Source organism: Mucilaginibacter endophyticus (genome assembly GCF_003351025.1).
Classification (GTDB): Bacteria; Bacteroidota; Bacteroidia; order Sphingobacteriales; family Sphingobacteriaceae; genus Mucilaginibacter; species Mucilaginibacter endophyticus.
Window position 1 is genome coordinate 301,360 of the sequence record NZ_QPCG01000002.1, and the last position, 19,528, is coordinate 320,887.

Here is a 19,528-nt window from a genome sequence, read left to right on the forward strand (position 1 = left end):
ATAAAAATCGCTATTACAGACCAAAAAACTGAGTAAAACATGCGGTGGCGTGCTAAAAAAAGCATATATTGGCTCTTGATCAATTTAAAAAGCGGGCAGGTTTCTCCCTATAAAACCAGTCTGATTTTAACCTATTTTATAATTTATGAGATCCTTTTTATTTTGCCTTACCGGAGTATTATTTTTATTCGCATCCTGTAAAAAGCCCGACTATGAAAAAGTAATTCACGATCCCGAACTTTACCGCACAACCGTTAAAAAGCTTAACGATATCGTGTTGGAAAATAATTTTCCGCCGGTTACCGCATCCCGTAATTATGTATACGCCAACATAGCCGCCTATGAGGTTATAGCATCCGGCGATCCGGAACATTTTAAATCACTGTCCGGACAGATTAAACATTTACCTGCAATACCTAAAGCGTCAAAAGATACAGCAGTTGACTATCAATTTGCATCGCTGCTTGCTTTTTGCACTGTGGGTAACGCGGTAACCTTTCCTGAAGGTAGTATGGATCAATACGTGGATGAACTTAAAAAGAAAGCTAAAGATGCCGGTATGCCATCTGATCTGTTTGAAGGTTCAGTAAATTATGCCAATAAAGTAGCCAAATTTATATTAAAGTGGAGCAAAGGTGATCATTACGCACAAACCCGGTCGGCAAGTAAATACACTGTAAAACAACAGGATGGGCGCTGGATCCCTACGCCGCCTATGTACGCGCAGGCACTTGAGGCACACTGGGGCGAGATAAGGCCGATGGTGCTGGATTCAACTGCACAATTCATACCGCCTAATCCTCCGGCTTTTAATGTCAAAGATCATAATAGTCCGTTTTATAAGCAGGCCCTTGAGGTAAAGCAAATAGTGGATAGTCTGACTAAAGAAGAAAAACACCAGGCTGATTTCTGGGATGATAATGCCTTTAAACTCAATGTAGTTGGTCACGCTTCATTTGCAACCAAAAAATTTTCGCCGGGAGGGCACTGGATGAATATCACGGCCATCGGCACCAGAGCTAAGAAGTTTGATTTTGGCACTACGGTAAGCATTTATACCGAAGCTTCAATTGCCTTGTTTGATGGATTTATCAATTGCTGGTACCTTAAATACCGATCCAACTACGTGAGGCCCGAAACTATAATTACCAAATACATTGATGCCGATTGGCGCCCGTATATCCAGACGCCGCCATTCCCCGAATATAGTAGCGGGCATGCCGTGACTTCATCTGCTGCCGCGGAGGTGCTTACCAATAGGATAGGTGATAATTTTGCTTACACCGATTCTTCAGAAATGGAGTTTGGGATCGATCCGCTATCCTTTAAATCATTCCGCGAAGCCGCGAAATCGGCAGCTATGTCAAGGGTAATGGGCGGTATTCATTTTAAAAATGCCTGCATTGTAGGCAATAAACAAGGTGCCGAAATAGGGGAGCTTGTTGTTAAAAAACTACAATTAAAGGTAAAGTAGCGTTTTGGATTTTCATTTTAAACTACTGATTTTGAATAGAATATTAAAGTTTGGTTTATTTGTCGCTTTGCTGGTACCCGGGGTGTCAAAAGCTCAAAGCATTGATTCCTGGAAAATTAAGGCTGATAAAATTGATCCCGCTAATTATTACGGCATTACCGTAGCTAACGGCATGATCGGTATCGTATCGGCACCGGAACCATTTAAAGTTAAAAATGTAGTGTTGGCAGGTGCGTATGATCTGTACGGTCGCGGCCGTGTAAGCAATTTCCTGAACAGCTTTAACCTGCTTAACATGTACCTTGAAATTGATGGCAGACGTATTGACGCCAAAAATATCAGCAATTTCAGGCAAGAGCTGGACATGCAGCATGCAGCATTCACCACTGCTTTTGATTATGCGGATAAAGCAACTATAAAATACACTTACTACTCGCTTCGGCAATTGCCTTTTACAGTTTTGATGGATGTAGCAGTAACGGCAAAACAGGCAATCAATATCACATCTGCCAGTGTAATGGAAGCACCGGACGCCCTTAAAGAGGTGCAAAATTATTATAATGAAATTGACAGACCACATGTAACTATTAGCCTACTTACCTCAACCGCTAAAAGCCCTACGGGTAAAATGCAGCTCTGCGCATCTACGTCATTTTTATTCAATGAGCCTCACGGACAGGAGCCCCGCATTATTCATGAAATGTGGGACAACAATATGCACCTTATGAAGTTTAGCAAAGCGATAGCCGCCGGCCAGACTTATAGCTATGCGGTAACAGGCTCTTCCATAACGTCAGCCCATCATGCCGACCCGCTGAATGAAGCTGAACGCCTGACCATATTTGCTAAGCTGGAAGGCCGTGACAGACTGATCAAATTTCATAACAAGGCCTGGGATGACCTGTGGGCAAGCGATATACAGATTGAGGGCGATGATCAATCGCAGCAGGATATCCATAGCATGTTGTATCATTTATACTCGTTTTCGAGAGCGGGCACGGCTTATTCGCCGTCCCCAATGGGCCTTTCGGGTTTAGGATATAACGGTCACGTTTTTTGGGATTGCGATGTTTGGATGTACCCCGCTATGCTGGTATTGCATCCGGAAATTGCAAAATCAATGGTTGAATACCGGTTTGAACGCCTGGATGCTGCGCGTAAAAACGCTTTTTCACATGGCTATAAAGGTGCGATGTTCCCTTGGGAAAGTGCTGACAGCGGGGTAGAGGAGACGCCCGTTTGGGCATTAAGTGGGCCGTTTGAACACCATATTACCGCTTGCGTAGCGCTTGCGGCGTGGAATTATTATTGCGTAACCCAAGACAAGCAATGGCTAAAGGAAAAAGGCTGGCCAATCCTTTCTGCGACTGCCGATTTTTGGGCAAGTCGCGTAGAACGTAATGGCCCCGGTCATTATGATATTAAAAACGTAGTAGCTGCCGACGAATGGGCTGAAAATATTGATAACAATGCATTTACCAATGCAGCTGCAAAAGCCAATCTGTTAAACGCCACGGCTGCCGCAAAAATCTTAGGGGAGAAGGCCGGTGCCGATTGGGTAAACGTTGCACAAAATATCCCTATCCTAAAGCTGGATAATGGTGTTACCCGCGAGCATGCATCTTACAATGGCGAAGGCATTAAACAAGCTGACGTTAACCTGCTGGCATACCCGCTTAAAACTATAACCGACCCAGCCCAGATAAAAAAAGACCTGGAATACTACGAAACCCGTGTGCCTAATGAAGGAACTCCAGCCATGACGCAAGCGGTATTCGCCTTATTATATTCACGCTTAGGTAATGGCGATAAGGCATTTCATTTTTTCAAGGACGCTTATGAATCTAACCTTAATCCTCCATTCCGTGTCATTGCAGAAACTAAAGGCGGTACCAATCCATACTTTGCTACAGGAGCCGGAGGGATTATTCAGAGTTTGCTAATGGGTTTTGGTGGCCTGGATATTACGCCAACAGGGATTATACAGGTAAAAAGCAAGCTACCTTCAAATTGGAAATCACTGAAGATTACCGGCGTTGGAATGAATAAGGCAACTTACACGATTAAATAAATTTAACACCTTTAAAACAGAAGATATCTGAAGACTTACGAAGTTTTTAAAACTTCGTAAGTCCCAATTCTAAGTCCAAATCCTGATCAATTCTGAACTTCAGCCGGTGTTTTCTCCAATTGCTGGGTATCGATATGATACCGGTTCACCAAGTGTAACAATACACCATTTGTCCAGCCAAAACCATCCTGTAATGGGTATTCGCCGCCGCCCGCGGTTAATTGGGTATCAACCACATTGTATTTTTCAAGCAGCTTACCTGTTTGTTTAAACACCCTAATGTTAAGTTTAAGCCAGCGGGTAGCAATATCCTTAGCCAGCGTGTTGTAGTTGTATTTTTCAAGTCCATCAATCGCTATGTATTGCAGAGGGGCCCAACCATTTGGAGCATCCCATTGCTGCCCGGAAAAGTTTGGGGTAGTAACCAGCCCACCAGGCTTCAGAAAATTGTTTTTAAGTCCGTCGGCTATTAAACGGGCCTGTTCATCGCTGGCAATTTTAAACTCCAGTGGAAATTCGCCTGCAAGTGTTTCTACATCTGATTGCTGTTTAAGCTTCCAGTTGTAGTCATCAAACCAACCGGTTTTCTGATTCCAGCAGTATTTAAGGATAGCATTTTTACGCTTGTTTGCCCTGTACCTGTACATTTTGGCCAGTTTGGCATTCTGAACTTGGTTTAAGCTCCGGGCGATGGTCGTTTCCAGGTTATACAATAAGCAATTCAAATCAACGGGTATAATATCGGTAGTTTGTATCGTTGGCAGTTTACCCGACGAATCAAACCAACGCGTGCTGAAATCCCAACCCGAAGCGGCGGCAGCCCTTATGTTACGATAGAATTGTTCAGGTAACTGTTTACTTTCCTTAGCCGCATCAACGTCTTTTATATACGACTCTTCACGGGGTTCATCGCTTTCATCCCAATATCGGTTTAGTAAATTGCCATCAGGCATCTTTACAACCCGGTTTGTAGCACCATCGGTACCTATTGCCTGCCAGTTATACATCCAGTACTCATATTCCTTAATGAGTTGCGGCCTGAAATGCACCAGTACTTTATCCCCCTCAATTTTTGCAAGCAGGTTTAACATCATCGCAAAAAACGGAGGTTGCGAACGGGTTAGGTAATAGCTGCGGTTACCGTTGGGGATAAATCCATATTTATCAATCAGGTAAGCGAAGTTTTCGACCATGTTATGGATCACCTTTACCTGGTGACTTTCCTGTAAGCCCAGCATAGTAAAGTAGGAGTCCCAATAATAAATTTCCCTGAACCTGCCGCCGGGTACAATGTATGGATTAGGCAATGCCAGGGTTGAGGAAAAAGGCTTTGCCTCATCAGGACGGCGCTGTAAAACCTGCCACAACGTATCGATATGTTTGCGAATTCCGGCCGAGATATCGGTTTGAAAATTATTGTGCGATACGGGCACATTAAAATTAGCGAGTACAAATGCCTGCAGGTTAAACCCGGGCTTATCTTTTTGCTCGTTATAGGCCTTCATGATTAGCGCCGGATCCTGCTTGGGTACGGCATCAACAAATGTTTTATTGTCGGGGAAGATAGTTGAAGTTTGAACAGCTTCAAACAATCCCGGAAACTGTTGTCGGGGCGTAGGGGTTTGGGAGTTTACGCGTAATACAATGAGCGAAAATGCGAGTAAAAAAAGTTTTCTCATCAGCTTAAAATTATACCCTGTTGCAGGATGGGTAAAAGGTTTATACAGTTTATAAATTTACTATTTTTGAGAAGATTATAATTGATATCTACTTTGTTTTCAGTGTTTTTTATGCGATATTTTGCAGGAAAACCACCGATCAATAAGTTATACCAATAATAAAACTAATTACATAAGCCATTCACTATGATAAACTTTTTGCGTAAGGGAAGTATTATATTTTCGCTGCTGTTCACACAGTTTTGCTACGGACAACCGGCCGTTAACAAATTACCGTATTGGGCGTTAGGCGGATTTACCCGACCTGCAAATATCAACCCAATCATATCGCCGGATACAACTTCCCGCTTTCTTGATCCCATGAGCAAAAAACAGGTTCAGTGGGAAGCCAATGACACTTTCAATCCAGCGGCAACCATAAAAAACAACAAGGTAGTTGTGATGTACCGTGCTGAAGACTTATACGGGATTGGCATCGGCTTTCGTACTTCGCGTGTAGGATATGCCGAAAGCACCGACGGAATCCATTTTAACAGGAAGAAAACCCCGGTACTTTATCCGGATGAAGACGTTGCCAAAAAGTACGAGTGGCCAGGCGGCTGTGAAGACCCTCGGGTGGCAGTTACCCCCGAAGGCACGTATGTTGTTTTTTATACCGAATGGAACCGCGATTTACCGAGATTAGGTGTAGCTACATCAAAAGATTTGATTCACTGGAAAAAGCATGGGCCGATATTTGAAACCGCTTATAATGGCAAATTCTTTAATATAGCCAGTAAATCAGCCTCGATATTAACGCAGGTGATTAACGGGAAGCAAGTGATCATAAAAACTAAAGGAAAATATTGGTTGTACTGGGGCGAACATCATGTGTATGCCGCCACATCAGTAAACTTAGTGGATTGGTCGCCGGTGGTTGATGAACGAGGCGAACTAAAAGAGCTCATGTCGCCGCGCAACGGCTATTTCGATAGCGACCTTACTGAATGCGGTCCGCCTGCTTTGATGACCAAAAATGGGGTGATCCTGTTTTATAACGGCAAAAACAAGCCAGCCGGAGGTCGTGATTTCCGCTTTAACGCCAATTCGTACTGCGCGGGACAGGCTTTGTTTGATGCAAAAGATCCATCTAAACTCAAAACCCGGCTTGACGTCCCTTTCCTGCGACCAAGAGAGCCTTTTGAAAAAAGTGGTCAATATGTAAATGGTACCGTGTTTATTGAGGGTATGGCTTACTTTAAAAAGAAATGGTTTCTGTATTATGGATGTGCCGATTCACGGGTAGCCGTAGCTGTGTATGATCCGGCCAAACCCACGCCTCCTGATCCGATTGAGTAATTCATCGACTGTTAAAAATAAAAATATGATTTAAAACGCTTGGTTGTATTATCTAAAATATTATCTTCAGGATTAAAATATTTAATATGCTTTATATCCTTATTTCAGCTGCAGTTGTCCTATTTATCGCCCACGTAGTTTTATTATTTACCTCTTTTTCAAAAGGTACATTGATTTCGCCACGTTATTTTTATTCACATTTAACGTTATGGCTTACAGGCTTAGCAGTTTTTGTACTGGCGGTATTATATAGCGGTTCCAATCAGTCGGCTTTTCTTGATTATTTCGATACCTGGACTAAAAAGTCATACATCCTCATATTTATTTTCGGCCTTTCTCTGGTAGCACATTGTCTTGTTACCTTTTTGGTTCTGCCGCTTTTACGCAAATCAAAAGTATAGTAATCCAGGTCGGATATTCCTTGTACTAACTTAAAACTAGCCCTTCGTTCAGGGCCAGTTCATATTTTCCCTTATCAAAACTGTATAAATGCGGAGAGCGGTGCGCGCCGATGCTCCGCTTTTCATCCAGTTTTTTGAGGAGCCCGAGGCTGGTGAGTTTTTTTGGAAAATTGCTGATATCCAGCTTTTTTCCTAATAAAGTTTCATACAAAGCATGAATCTCGCTTAAAGTAAATTTTTCTGGCAACATATTTAAGCCGATGGGGTAGTGGTACAAATGTACCCGCATGGTGTGTAATGCGTCACGCACCATATCGTTATGATCGTATTCCAGGTTAGGCAGGTTGTCAATATCAAACCACGCGCATTCAGCCGTGGTGATATCTGTTTGCAATACAGTTTGCGAAAAATCAGTTATAGCATAAAAGCCAACCGATATGGTTTGGTTAAAAAGCCAGCTTTGTTCAAGCGAGTTAATCCCCGTAAGCTCCAGCCATTTCTTTTTATCAAACTTATTAAACTGTATTCGGTCCGGATCACCAAAAGTTTTGAACTGCTGCAAAAAAAGATTATCAATCCCCGTCCGGTCCTTAACATTACGATTGGCAGCCTCCACTAATTTCTCGGTACGTTTAATGTAACCACCGGGTAGGCACCAGCCATCTATATTCCGGTGTTTGATGAGCAGCAGTTTCAACTGGCATTCATGATAACCGAAAATAGCGCAATCAATAGACACGTGAGGGATATAATAAAGATGTCCGTTAAGTATAAAATCCTTAAGTTCTTCTTCCGTTTGCATCATCAAAAATAACATTTCCCAACGGTGAAACCATAGCTTAAATTTATTTAGTAAAATTTACTAAATAATAAATTATTGTACTTATCTTCATTTTGTAAAATCTACTAAATAGATAAACCAATAACCAATTATGTAATGAAAACCAACAGAAGAGATTTTATTAAGCAGGCCGCGATGGGTGCGGCTGGTTTGGGCCTGGCAACATCTCTGCCAGAGTTTTTATACGCTGACACCGCCACAAAGCCGTTTTTCAAACTCGCCGTTTCCCAGTTTTCGTTTGCCAGCCAGTTCTGGACAAAACAGCTTGATCCGCTCAATTTTCCGGCCAAGGCAAAAGAGCTTGGCATTAGCGGACTGGATTATTGCTCAATGTTTTTTGCCGATAAAGCCAAAGACCAGCAATTTTTAAGCGATCTGAAAAAGCGCGCCACCGATGCGGGAAGTTATAACCTGAGGATCATGGTTGATGGCGAAGGCGTTTTAGGTGATTTAAATGAAGCTAACCGTCTTAAAGCTGTAGATAATCATCACAAATGGATAGACGCAGCTGCCGCATTGGGTTGCCCAATGATCAGGGTAAACGTAGAGGGAGATGGTAATCCGGATGATGTAGCCAAAGCAGCAGTTGATAGTTTGGGCAGATTAATTGAGTATGGCGGCAAGCAAAAGATAGATGTTATTGTAGAGAACCACGTAGGTATTTCCTGTAATGCAGGCTGGCTTGCCGGGGTCATGAAACAGGTTAACAGTAAACACTGCGGCACTTTGGCTGATTTTGGAAACTTCTGTATCAACCGTACCAAGCCCGAAACCAATGACATTGCCGGTTATATGAAAACTAAATGCCTGGAAGAGTATGATAAATACAAGGGCATAACCGAGCTGATGCCATACGCAAAAGGCGTACATGCTAAATCGCACATGTTTATGCCCGATGGCAGCGATCCTGAAACCGATTTTCTGAAAATGTTTAAGATCATTAAAGAATCGGGATTTAACGGCTGGGTGAGTATTGAATATGAAGGCGGTCTGTTAAAAATGTATAGCAAGGAGGATAAGTATCTTGACGACTATGCAGGTACCACAGCTACCAAAAAGCTTATCGAGAAAGTTGCTGCCATGGTTTAATCCTTCACTCTAAATAGTTAAACACAATGCAGATAAAAAAATCATCAACGATGTACGATGTAGTTGTTATTGGATCCGGCGCGGGCGGTGGCATGGCCGCTTATACTTTAGCAACAGCAGGTATCAAAGTGCTGATGCTGGAAGCGGGCCCGTTTTTTGATCCGGCAAAGGATTCACAACAGCTAAAATGGCCATATGAGTCGCCAAGGCGTGGAGGTAACGCGACCCGCCCGATGGGCGATTTTGACGCGGCTTATGGTGGCTGGCAAATTGAAGGAGAACCATATACTCAAAAAGACGGATCAGAGTTTCAATGGTTCCGTTCAAAAATGCTGGGCGGCCGGACAAACCACTGGGGACGTATTTCATTACGTATGGGGCCAAAGGATTTTAAATGTAAAACGGCTTACGGCGTAGGCGATGACTGGCCGATAACCTACGATGAGATCAAGCCGTATTATGATAAGGTAGATCGGCTATTAGGAGTTTACGGATCGATGGAAGGGCTGGAGAATGATCCTGATGGAATTTTTCTTCCGCCGCCAAAGCCACGGCTCAATGAGTTGTTTGTTAAAAAGGCGGCTACCGGCATGGGAATCAAAGTAATTGCAGGCCGTGGTTCGATATTGACAGCCCCTTTACCGGGAAACAAAGATAGGGGCGCTTGCTTTTACTGCGGACAGTGCAACCGGAGCTGTAAAATTTATGGTGATTTTTCATCTTCTTCGTGCCTGGTAATCCCTGCAATCAAAACCGGTAACCTAACGGTTATAACCAACGCGATAGTAAGGGAGATCCTGGCAGATAAAGAAGGCCTGGCAAGTGGTGTATCCTATATTAGCAAGGAAGATATGCAGGAATACCAGGTAAACGCCAAAACGGTGATCCTGGCAGCCAGCACCTGCGAGTCGGCAAGGATCTTGCTAAACTCCAAATCCGACAAACATCCCAACGGATTAGCAAATAGCAGCAATGTTATCGGCAAATACCTGCACGACTCTACCCAGGGAGGCGGAGTGGCGATACTGCCGCAGCTATTTGGCCGTAAACGGTTTAATGAAGATGGGGTAGGCAGTCTGCACCTCTATGCTCCATGGTGGTTGGATAATAAAAAGCTCAATTTTTCGAGAGGCTATCACCTTGAGATTTTTGGAGGAATGATGATGCCTGGCTATGGAGGCTATTTTGGCTTCGAAGGAGCGGTTGTGCCATTTTTGAATGGCGTTGTTCCCGGCGCCGATGGAAAGACCAAGGATGCGGGCGGCTTCGGCCTATCCCTTAAAAATGATTACCGGACATTTTACGGAAGTATGGCCGGTGTTGGCTGTCATGGCGCATCAACAGCCCGTGAGGATAATTATTGTGAGATAGATCCTACGGTAGTTGATAGATATGGCATTCCAGTGCTCCGTTTCAGGTATAAATGGACGCAGGATGATATTAACCAGGCCAAACACATGCAGGATATCTCGCAGGAAATAGTAAAACAGATGGGAGGGATTTCACTTGTTCAGCCTAAAGGCCCTGAAACCAATTATGGGTTGGACAAACCCGGCAAAGGCATTCATGAAGTTGGTACGGTGCGTATGGGGGATGACGCTAAAAAAGCCCCGCTCAATAAATGGGGACAGGCGCATGATTGCAAAAACCTGTTTGTAACGGATGGTTCGGTGTTTACCCAGCAATCGGAAAAGAACCCTACGTGGACAATCCTCGCGTTATCTATGCGTACTGCCGAATACCTGATAGAGCAGCGAAAAAAACAGAATGTTTAACCTCCTCAACCTGACAACATGAACAGACGAGATAGCTTAAAGGCAATAGGCTTAGGAACCTTATCTGCAACGGCACTTATTGCTTCCTGTAAAAATGGCGATAAAGAATCTTCAGCTACAACAAACAGTGAAGTATCAACAACCGGCAGGCAGGATTTTGAAATAGCCCGTGATAAAACTTTGCTGAGCGAAACTTTTTTTGATAAACACGAAATGACTACTATCACGGTGCTTGCTAACCTGATTATCCCCAAAGATGAACGGAGTGGCAACGCATCTGACGCTAAGGTGCCTGATTTTATTGAATTTATAGTAAAGGACGAACCGGAACATCAATTACCCATGCGTGGCGGATTAAAATGGCTGGATATACAGAGCCTTAACCGCTATAATAATGATTTCGTAAGCTGTACGCCCCAACAGCAAACCGCGTTGATCAACGAAATAGCTTACCCTTTTAAAGCAAAACCTGCTATGCTGCCTGGAGTAGCCTTCTTTAGTAAAATGCGCGACTTAACCGCCATTGGCTTCTTCACCAGTAAAATGGGGATTGAGGACCTCGGATATAAAGGAAACTCGCCGGGTAAATGGGAGGGTGTGCCACCGGACGTACTGAAGCAATATGGCCTGGAAAATGTTTAACCCCTACGTATCAAAGCCTCCTGTAAATTTTACAGGGGCTTTTTTATGTCAGCAAATCAAGCAAGTCGTCTTTTGAGAGTGAGCCGGTAAAAGTTTTATCCGATTTAACCAGTTTATCGGCAATATCTTTTTTCGATTGTTGCATCACCATGATCTTCTCTTCAATAGTACCGGGGCAAATCAAGCGCACCGCTACGATCTTTTTATCCTGGCCTATACGGTGACAACGATCTATAGCCTGGTTTTCAACGGCCGGGTTCCACCACGGATCAACAAGATAAACGTAATCGGCCTCGGTTAAATTGAGGCCGGTACCGCCTGCCTTAAGACTAATAAGGAAAACCCGGATGCCCGAATCGCTCTGAAATTCATTTACAACCTGCTCGCGCTTACGAGTTTGCCCGGTAAGGTATGAAAAGCGAGTATCGCGGCCGCTTAATTCCTTACCAATAAGATCAAGCATAGATACAAACTGCGAAAATATGAGGATCTTATGCTGGTGTTTTTTGCTCTCAATCTCTTCCATCAATACGTCCAGTTTGGCTGAGGCATCACCCGGCATTTTTTCGCCCTTTAATAGCATCGGTGAATCGCAGATCTGCCGTAGTTTGTTCAGTCCCTTCAATACATTCATGGAGCTCTTTCTCAGTTCCTCATTAGTTGTGGCCGAGATATACTCTCTAAATTCTTTCTCATAAGAGTCATAAATATGGCGCTGCTCTTCCTTCATTTCACAATACAGCACCATTTCTGTTTTTTCGGGCAGCTCAGTCGCTACCTGCTGTTTCGTACGCCTGAGTATAAATGGCTTAACTTTTTCCTGGAGTTCAGTCGCGCGTTTACTCCCCTTAAATTTATCAATTGGTATAGCGTAAATATCCTTGAAATACTGTTTGCTCCCCAATAAACCGGGGCAGGCAAATGAAAGCTGCCCATATAAATCGAACGTATTATTTTCGACAGGCGTACCTGTTATGGTGATCTTGTTTCGGGATTTCAGTAATCGTACCGCCTTATAACGTTGCGATTCGGGATTTTTGATATTCTGCGATTCGTCAAGAAAAACGTAGTTGAAATTAAAATCCTTTAAGAAGTTGATGTCCGATAGTAAGGTGCCGTAAGAGGTAAGCACAATTTCGTACTGGTGCAGGTGCTTGGTGTGCTTAAGCCGCTCGGCGCCGTAAATGGTATGGATACGGATGGATGGCGCGAATTTTTGCACTTCCTGCTGCCAGTTAAACAGGAGCGAGGTTGGTACTACAATCAGGTTAGTATTGTTTTCAACCCTGTGTCGCTGTAAAAGTATAAAAGCAATAACCTGGATACTTTTACCCAGACCCATATCGTCTGCAAGACAACCGCCGAAGTTAAGACTATCCAAAAAGCTCAGCCAGTTTAAACCCTGGCGTTGATAAGTTCGCAGCGTTCCATTTAATTCCGGAGGTACTTGTACTTCATCAATAGTTTCGGTACCGGTTAGCCTTCTGTTATAGCTGGCAAGCTCATTTCGTACCTCCTCATCCAGCATTTCCTTATCATAATATTGCTGAATGGCTGTATAATTACTTTTTGAAGTATGTAAGATATCATCATCAGAGATCTCGCCCGAATTAAAATAGTCGGTAAATTTCTCTATCCATTCGGCAGGTAAAATCCCTCGGGTACCGTCATCAAGCCGTACATATTTGCTTTTATTTTTTACAGCCTGGTGCACTTGTTTTAGCGAGGCCCTTTTTTTACCAAATTTTAAATCGATAACAGTATTGAACCAGTTAATGCCGCTTACTACATTGATGGTGATCTTTACTTTGTGAGCGTTTAATTTGTTACCCTCCAGTTCGTTAAAGCCAAGTATTTCGATGTTGTAGTTATGCCATTCATCAAATACGTTTAAAAACCATTCTTCATCTAAAAAATGCCTCTTATGCAGGTAAAAATAATCAAGGTCGTTTTCTAACTGTTCATTAAAATATTGATGTTGCTTTACCAGGAGGGCCGTAAAAGCTATTTCCTCATCATCCCGTCGTTTAACTAAAAACTGGTTGTCTTTTTCATCAGTGCCGTAGATCTGCTTTTGTGTACGGATAGGGATCTCTGCCTCCCCATAACGCATCACAGGGATGATCATAACATGAGCACCAAAATCCGACAAGTAAATGATCTTTTCGGCCGGCTGATCAAACCCTTCTTTTTTTATTTGCTCCTGTGTTGCCGGTTTAATATAGGTATAATCTATACGAAGCTTGTTTTCCAGCTTATTAAGCAGGTGTGATTTTAACTCGCCAAATTTGCTTTTATGCACCTGCAGGCTGCCTTGTTTCTTTTTTAACAGATCGATAACGTTTAATACCTGCAGGCTTTCAATAAGGTAAAGCACATCGCCTATGCCAATAAAATAGGTATACCTTATATCAAGGTCTTTAACATCATACAGCAAGCCATCTACATTAAAAACACCGCTTATTTGATAAAACTCGTCCCATGTGTTTACCTTAAGTTCAAGATCACTTTTCAGCGTCCTGAGCTTTACCGGGCTTATTGAACCGGCCGTCACCTTATCCGATATGCTGTTGTCATGAGCGAAGAAGTTATAAGCCGATGGATTTTGAACGATAGCCTTTAACGCCGCTATATCTACAGCCGTTTTTTGCGTATTAATATGATTTTGGAACTTGTGTACCCCAGTAAAAAACTTGACCTGTCTTGTATCATTCGTTTCCCAGATGAGGTCTAAGGGCGCTATGGGCAGTAAAGGGTTCTTGATTTTCCCTTCTTTAGTACTTTGTGCAGCGTACAGTTCAACAAATAGATATTTGTAGTATTTGTGCTGTTTCAGGACAATGCAGGTTGTTTTATCAGCATCATCTCCGGGCAACTCAATTGGCTCAGCACTGTCACTCACAATAATATTTTGCAGACTGGCAAGGCTCTCTTTAGTAACCGCTGTTAAAGTAGCCGACCGGGGAATGATCTCAAAGCTTTTAGATTGAGCCCGCAGTTCAAAAAACTTGTCGAGATCGGGTTCATCTTCAAGCCCGTAATCCGCAGCTACCTTTTTCAATTTCTCAAATCTTAATCTATCATCAAAAAACACCCTTAACTCGTCACGTTGGGTTATGGCCGATAATACCTGGGCTTGGTGTTCACAAAGCTTATTACCTGTAGCATGACATCCGCATGAAAGCGCCAGCTGCCCTTCATGGCTGGTAACAATTACCTCCGGAAAAGCGACCGTGCCAGACTGATTGGTAAAAGCGCCCTGGTTAATTTCAAGGTGTTTAGCCAGTATTTGCCTATAGCTCTGGGTATCGAAATAAATGCTGACAGCAGCATGAGCAGCGATAACGCTTTCGCTAAGATCGGCTATGGTTGCGCCTTTGATGATGACATTATGGTTGCTTTCGCCTTCCTGATAGCTGGTTATCCTGATCACTATGCTTTGATGTGTTACCCGGTAAATATCATAACAATTATAGAAAAGAAGGTTATCACCGGTATAATTTCATCCGCTATGTAACAATTATATTCTTCACCAAATATTTACCTTTAGTAAATGTACCTGCTTTAATTTCGCCGTTTAGTTGTATACTATGAAATACCCGAAATTCCTACTACTCATATTCTTTTTTTCCCTTTTCTTTTACGCGTGCCATACTGTTTCCGGCAACAAGCAGGTTTCCGAAAATGAACAGGTTAACATGCACAGCGCCTATGATGACAGCACGCTCAATCGCCACATATTACCGGTTTTAATGCCATATAACCGCATTATAGACCCGGCAGGAACTGTAATGTCATTTGGCGACGCTGAAGACGAAAATCATAGCATGGACGTAAGGCTGATACCAAACACTAAGTTTATTGCCGTTGAGGACAGGTATGGGCTTACCATAATTGATACTGTAGCCAAAAAAGTTACTACTCGCTGGACTTACAAACAAGATCCCCGTTACCGCGGCTTAACAAGCACTTATTCAGGCTTAAAAGTTGTAAATATTGACGATCAAACGCAAATATACTGGAGTGCGGCTGCTGGCAAGGGCAAGGACTCAAAATCATACGTTTTCCAGGCTACCTGGAAAGACGGCAAGATTGATATACAGAACACCTTCAGCTTTAAGGCCGAAGGCGAATCGCCACTGGCCTTACCTAACGACCTGGCCATTAATAAAGAAAATGGGGTAAACTATTTATATGTGGTTTTAAACGGCAATAACCAATTGGTAAAAATCAGTTTGGCGGATAATAAAACCGTTTGGACAAAATCAACCGGTGTTGCACCTTACGGACTTACCATCGCAAAAAACAAGATATTCCTGACAAACTGGGCCGGTCCCGAAGCTGTTGATACCTTAAAACGTGAAACAGCCGGCGTGCCTTACGGTAAAGCTTATATCGATCCTAAAACAGGTGCAACCGTACAGGGCACTGTAATGGTTATAGATCTGGCTAAAGGGGATGTGATCAAGGAAATTACGGTTGGCCTGCATCCAAACGCTATCATCAATAGTGCCGACGAAGCTTTTGTTTATGTGGCCAATGGCAACAGTGATATGGTATCGGTAATTTCAACAAGCTCGTTGCAAAATATAGCAGCTATTGATGTAAAATTAAACCCGGGTAAAAAAAGTTATATAGGCGATACGCCAAATGCTTTAGCAATAAATGCGGATGGCACAACCCTGTATGTTGCAAACGGTTTGGATAACGCGGTTGCAATGGTAAAATTAAGCAGCAAAACATCGCTTAAAGGAACGGGGAGTGACGAGGTGAAAGGCTTTATTCCAACAGAGGCATACCCGGGCGGCTTAGCCGTTGACGGCAACAATTTATTTGTAACCAACCTGGAAGGAGAGGGCTCCAGGGTAGGCACCGACGAAATCGGTAAAAGTAATTTAAAAGGCGATCTGCCTGGCGGAGATGATGTTGTGGCTTATAACTCGCACCATTTAAAGGCTACTGTATCTATGATAAGCATACCCGACGAAGCTACACTAAAACAGTATACCCAAAAAGTACAGAACCTAAACCTCAGCTTCCGCCAGCAGATAGCGCAGTTACTGCCACGTAAAAACGTTGCGCCTAAGCCAATACCTGAACGTATCGGCGAACCATCTGTTTTTAATCACGTGCTTTATATCATCAAAGAAAACCGTACTTACGACCAGGTTTTAGGCGATATGCCTGAAGGCGACGGCAATAAGTCGCTTTGTATTTATGGCGATAGTGTTACACCCAATCAGCACAATTTGGCGCGCAACTTTTTGTTGCTTGATAACTATCATGTTTCAGGTAAATGCTCGGCCGAAGGGCACCAATGGACGGATGCCGCCATGGTTACAGATTACGTTGAGAAAAGCGTAAGGTCATGGTTCAGAAGTTATCCGCATGTACAGGAAGATGCCCTGGTTTATGATGGTAATGGTTTTATCTGGAATAATGCCGCCGATCATGGTAAATCGGTACGGATCTATGGAGAAGCCTGTGCGGTACACTTTGACAACAAGCTTAGCTGGAGTGACATTTACAATAATTACAACGCAGGCAAGTCTTTTGCATTTAACAATACCAGTACTATTTCGCGTGTAAGGCCAATGCTGTCGCAAAACTTTCCGGGATCTGACGAACATAAGATCAATGAGCAGTTAAGGGCCTCGGCTTTTATCAAAGAGCTCCACGAGTATGAGCAAAAGCCCGGCGACCAGTTGCCTCAATTAATGGTGATGGCCCTGTCGGCCGATCATACCGTAGGTACAAGGCCAGGCTTCCCGACACCTGATGCCATGGTAGCCGATAATGATCTTGCACTTGGCCGCATTGTTGAAGCGATTAATGGTGAACCACCAGGAGCCGCAGATCTATTTTCATAATACCGCAAATCTTCCTGAAACCTCCGACCTTTATGCGCTGACACAGCCGTTGGCCAACCATCCGGTAGCTTTGGGCGATTCAATTGATTTAAAAACGATTGGAGGGATGCCTTTTAAAGTTATAGCGAAGAACCGGGAATGGAACAAAGATTTCTGGAACGAATTAGTAGGCCCTACACTACAAGATGATCTCGACATTGAAACATGGATCCGTGGCCCAATTCCACCTATTGCCGATAGTGATGGCATTCATAAAACTTTTGATATCAAGTACATCAATTTAGGTTTTATGGGCGCACATTGGGCTTGGCCCGAAACACATGACCATGCTAAATGGGGCGTTACGTTACACGATCCATGGATTTGTGTAGGCGATATCAATCGTATGATATCGCAAAGAAAACGCGGCGGCGGTACTATCGCGTTTAAGAACCAAACTTTGTGGTCGGGCTTGTCAAAAACAAGTTTGCTTTTGGCGCCGCCAGGACATAACAGGACCGAGGCCCATGTGCTGATCCAAAAAACGCATCACCATCATGCGGAAGCACCATTGAGGGAGCCACCTGAAGAATAATTTACAATTTAAAACCTTTCGACAGACACCACTAAACAAAAGATCCCGCCTAAGCGGGACTTTTTGCTTAAATATATTACATCTGATTATCAGTAACATATCAACTGATTTACGTATTTTTAACTGGATGTTATAAACCAGTACAACCAATGACTTTAACCCTGAAATACTTTAGCGTCAGAGCAAGTCGGTGCGCATTTATGCTAATCGTTCTTTTTACGACTAACAGCCTTGTGTACGCTCAAAACTTAGCCAATCAAGCAAAGCCGCGCATCATAATTACAGCAGATCCGGAATTGGATGATAATAATTCGCTTATCAGGTTCCTGCTATATAGTAGTGATGTTGAAATTGAAGGATTGATTTACGCGAGCAGTGCTTTTCATTGGAAAGGCGATGGCAAGGGAACCAAATGGTTTGTACCGGGCCGCGAGTATGCCCGCTTTGGATTAAACTTATGCCCATGCGAATCCTGGCGATGGGGCGAAGATGAGCATTTTATTCATGATGCTGTGTATACCTATGCAAATGTTTACCCCAATCTTAAAATACATAATCCCAATTACCCTGCACCTGATGTGCTCAAAGCCAGAATCAGAATTGGAAACATTGAATTTGATGGTGATATTTCAAAAGACTCGCCGGGTTCAGATCTTATCAAAACCCTGATACTTGATGATAAACCAGGGCAATTATTTATTACAGCGTGGGGCGGCCAAAGTACTATAGCGCGTGCTTTAAAATCTATTCAGGAACAGTATGAGTTTACCACCAATTGGGAACAAATAAGATCAAAAATTTTTCGGAAGGTGGTTTTACTCCCTTCCGGTGATCAGGATGATAACTACGCGAAATACATTAAACCTAACTGGCCAGGTATTGAATATCGTGAGTTTAAAGGCGGACCAAACTATGGCTATGGTGCCCAATTAAATGCGGCTCCACAAGATTCCGTTTATATGACAGCTTCCTGGATGAAGGACAACATATCTGGCCGAGGGCCGTTGGGAGCACTGTACAGGGTGTGGGGCGACGGAAAACAAATGGTAAAAGGTGATATCATGGACTATTTTGGTATCAGCGGCCACACCACTGACGAGTTGAAGAAAATGGGTTATGTTGTGTGGATGCCTGTACAGGAGAAAGGCTCATGGTTAGGAGAGGGCGATGACCCAACCTTTATGAACATGCTCGGCAACGGACTCCGCGCATATGAAAATGGCACCTATGGGGGCTGGGGTGGTGCCGGATTTATTGATCCCAAAGCTAAAAACATTTTCTTTCAAAATAGTGATACATCATCAAAAGCAATGGCAACTTCGCTTGCTTCGCCGAAAGACCGGGATAACACCTATCCTGATTTTTTCCCAGCTGCTCAGCGGGATTTTGCTGTCCGGCTTAAATGGTCGACAACGCCAATATATAAAAGAGCAAATCATGAACCTGTTGCTAAAATAGAGGGGCCATTGAATGTCATGGCAGCGGCCGGTGAAACAATCCGATTAAATGGAGCCGTTTCGGATCCTGATGGCGATGTTGTTTCTGTTAACTGGTGGCAATTTCAACAAGGAACTTATCCGGGAAAAGTTTTGATATCAAACCCCGAAACCAAACAAACACAAATCGAGGTTCCTAAAAATGCTGTTTCCGGACAAACAATCCACATTATTTTCCAGGCAACTGATAATGGCACACCATCTCTTACCCGGTATCAGCGTGTCATTATAACAGTAAGATAAGAATAACTTACATGATGTAAATGCTTACATGGATA

Annotated in this window: 13 protein-coding genes; 10 read left to right on the top strand and 3 right to left on the bottom strand. The window is 43.3% G+C overall.

Going from position 1 to position 19,528, the window contains the following annotated elements:
- Positions 1-145 precede the first annotated feature (145 nt).
- Both DUL71_RS08710 and DUL71_RS08715 read left to right on the top strand, forming a co-directional pair.
- Positions 146-1,474, top strand: coding sequence for a vanadium-dependent haloperoxidase (locus DUL71_RS08710; RefSeq protein WP_114937738.1), 1,329 nt, complete (start codon positions 146-148; stop codon positions 1,472-1,474).
- Positions 1,475-1,505: 31 nt separating this feature from the next.
- Positions 1,506-3,545, top strand: coding sequence for a kojibiose hydrolase (locus DUL71_RS08715; RefSeq protein WP_244228725.1), 2,040 nt, complete (start codon positions 1,506-1,508; stop codon positions 3,543-3,545).
- Positions 3,546-3,631: 86 nt separating this feature from the next.
- On the opposite strand, the gene treA is transcribed toward DUL71_RS08715, so the two are convergent.
- Positions 3,632-5,224 (bottom strand): alpha,alpha-trehalase TreA, encoded by a 1,593-nt coding sequence (gene treA / locus DUL71_RS08720; protein WP_114937739.1) that lies wholly within the window; start codon positions 5,222-5,224, stop codon positions 3,632-3,634.
- A gap of 186 nt (positions 5,225-5,410) precedes the next feature.
- Here treA and DUL71_RS08725 point away from each other — a divergent pair, with 186 nt between their 5' ends.
- Positions 5,411-6,562, top strand: coding sequence for a glycoside hydrolase family 130 protein (locus tag DUL71_RS08725; protein ID WP_114937740.1), 1,152 nt, complete (start codon positions 5,411-5,413; stop codon positions 6,560-6,562).
- An 86-nt stretch (positions 6,563-6,648) separates the two neighbouring features.
- On the top strand, positions 6,649-6,963 hold the full coding sequence (locus DUL71_RS08730; protein ID WP_114937741.1) for a hypothetical protein: 315 nt from the start codon (positions 6,649-6,651) through the stop codon (positions 6,961-6,963).
- Between the two features lie 25 nt (positions 6,964-6,988).
- Here DUL71_RS08730 and DUL71_RS08735 read toward each other — a convergent pair whose 3' ends face one another.
- Positions 6,989-7,768 (bottom strand): NUDIX hydrolase, encoded by a 780-nt coding sequence (locus DUL71_RS08735; RefSeq protein ID WP_208645508.1) that lies wholly within the window; start codon positions 7,766-7,768, stop codon positions 6,989-6,991.
- A gap of 132 nt (positions 7,769-7,900) precedes the next feature.
- Between DUL71_RS08735 and DUL71_RS08740 the strand changes: the two genes are divergently transcribed.
- From DUL71_RS08740 to DUL71_RS08750, 3 genes are read left to right on the top strand one after another with little or no spacing between them, the layout of a single operon-like run.
- Positions 7,901-8,893 carry a TIM barrel protein gene (locus DUL71_RS08740; protein WP_114937742.1) on the top strand — a complete coding sequence of 331 codons (993 nt, stop codon included), beginning with the start codon at positions 7,901-7,903 and terminating at the stop codon, positions 8,891-8,893.
- Between the two features lie 26 nt (positions 8,894-8,919).
- Entirely contained in the window at positions 8,920-10,668 is a 1,749-nt protein-coding gene (locus DUL71_RS08745; protein WP_114937743.1) for a GMC family oxidoreductase, read from the top strand.
- 18 nt (positions 10,669-10,686) lie between these two features.
- Positions 10,687-11,310, top strand: a complete 624-nt coding sequence (locus tag DUL71_RS08750; protein ID WP_114937744.1) for a gluconate 2-dehydrogenase subunit 3 family protein — start codon at positions 10,687-10,689, stop codon at positions 11,308-11,310.
- A 43-nt stretch (positions 11,311-11,353) separates the two neighbouring features.
- Here DUL71_RS08750 and DUL71_RS08755 read toward each other — a convergent pair whose 3' ends face one another.
- The gene (locus DUL71_RS08755; RefSeq protein ID WP_244228726.1) at positions 11,354-14,743 is read right to left on the bottom strand and encodes a DEAD/DEAH box helicase; all 3,390 of its coding nucleotides are present in this window, start codon (positions 14,741-14,743) and stop codon (positions 11,354-11,356) included.
- Between the two features lie 157 nt (positions 14,744-14,900).
- Here DUL71_RS08755 and DUL71_RS08760 point away from each other — a divergent pair, with 157 nt between their 5' ends.
- The 3 genes from DUL71_RS08760 (at position 14,901) to DUL71_RS08770 (ending at position 19,493) form a co-directional block, all read left to right on the top strand.
- Positions 14,901-17,180, top strand: a complete 2,280-nt coding sequence (locus DUL71_RS08760; protein ID WP_114937745.1) for a YncE family protein — start codon at positions 14,901-14,903, stop codon at positions 17,178-17,180.
- Positions 17,143-17,754 carry a deoxyribonuclease II family protein gene (locus tag DUL71_RS08765; RefSeq protein ID WP_208645509.1) on the top strand — a complete coding sequence of 204 codons (612 nt, stop codon included), beginning with the start codon at positions 17,143-17,145 and terminating at the stop codon, positions 17,752-17,754. Before DUL71_RS08760 ends, DUL71_RS08765 begins: the two co-directional genes overlap by 38 nt.
- A 233-nt stretch (positions 17,755-17,987) precedes the next feature.
- Complete coding sequence (locus DUL71_RS08770) at positions 17,988-19,493, top strand: DUF1593 domain-containing protein (RefSeq protein ID WP_208645510.1); 1,506 nt, start codon at positions 17,988-17,990, stop codon at positions 19,491-19,493.
- Positions 19,494-19,528: the final 35 nt, after the last annotated feature.

Bases quoted from the DNA above. Each gene is read 5' to 3' on its own strand.
- DUL71_RS08710 (WP_114937738.1), top strand. From the start codon at position 146: ATGAGATCCTTTTTATTTTGCCTTACCGGAGTATTATTTTTATTCGCA.
- treA (WP_114937739.1), bottom strand. From the start codon at position 5,224: ATGAGAAAACTTTTTTTACTCGCATTTTCGCTCATTGTATTACGCGTA.
- DUL71_RS08725 (WP_114937740.1), top strand. From the start codon at position 5,411: ATGATAAACTTTTTGCGTAAGGGAAGTATTATATTTTCGCTGCTGTTC.
- DUL71_RS08730 (WP_114937741.1), top strand. From the start codon at position 6,649: ATGCTTTATATCCTTATTTCAGCTGCAGTTGTCCTATTTATCGCCCAC.
- DUL71_RS08735 (WP_208645508.1), bottom strand. From the start codon at position 7,768: ATGATGCAAACGGAAGAAGAACTTAAGGATTTTATACTTAACGGACAT.
- DUL71_RS08740 (WP_114937742.1), top strand. From the start codon at position 7,901: ATGAAAACCAACAGAAGAGATTTTATTAAGCAGGCCGCGATGGGTGCG.
- DUL71_RS08745 (WP_114937743.1), top strand. From the start codon at position 8,920: ATGCAGATAAAAAAATCATCAACGATGTACGATGTAGTTGTTATTGGA.
- DUL71_RS08750 (WP_114937744.1), top strand. From the start codon at position 10,687: ATGAACAGACGAGATAGCTTAAAGGCAATAGGCTTAGGAACCTTATCT.
- DUL71_RS08760 (WP_114937745.1), top strand. From the start codon at position 14,901: ATGAAATACCCGAAATTCCTACTACTCATATTCTTTTTTTCCCTTTTC.
- DUL71_RS08765 (WP_208645509.1), top strand. From the start codon at position 17,143: ATGGTGAACCACCAGGAGCCGCAGATCTATTTTCATAATACCGCAAAT.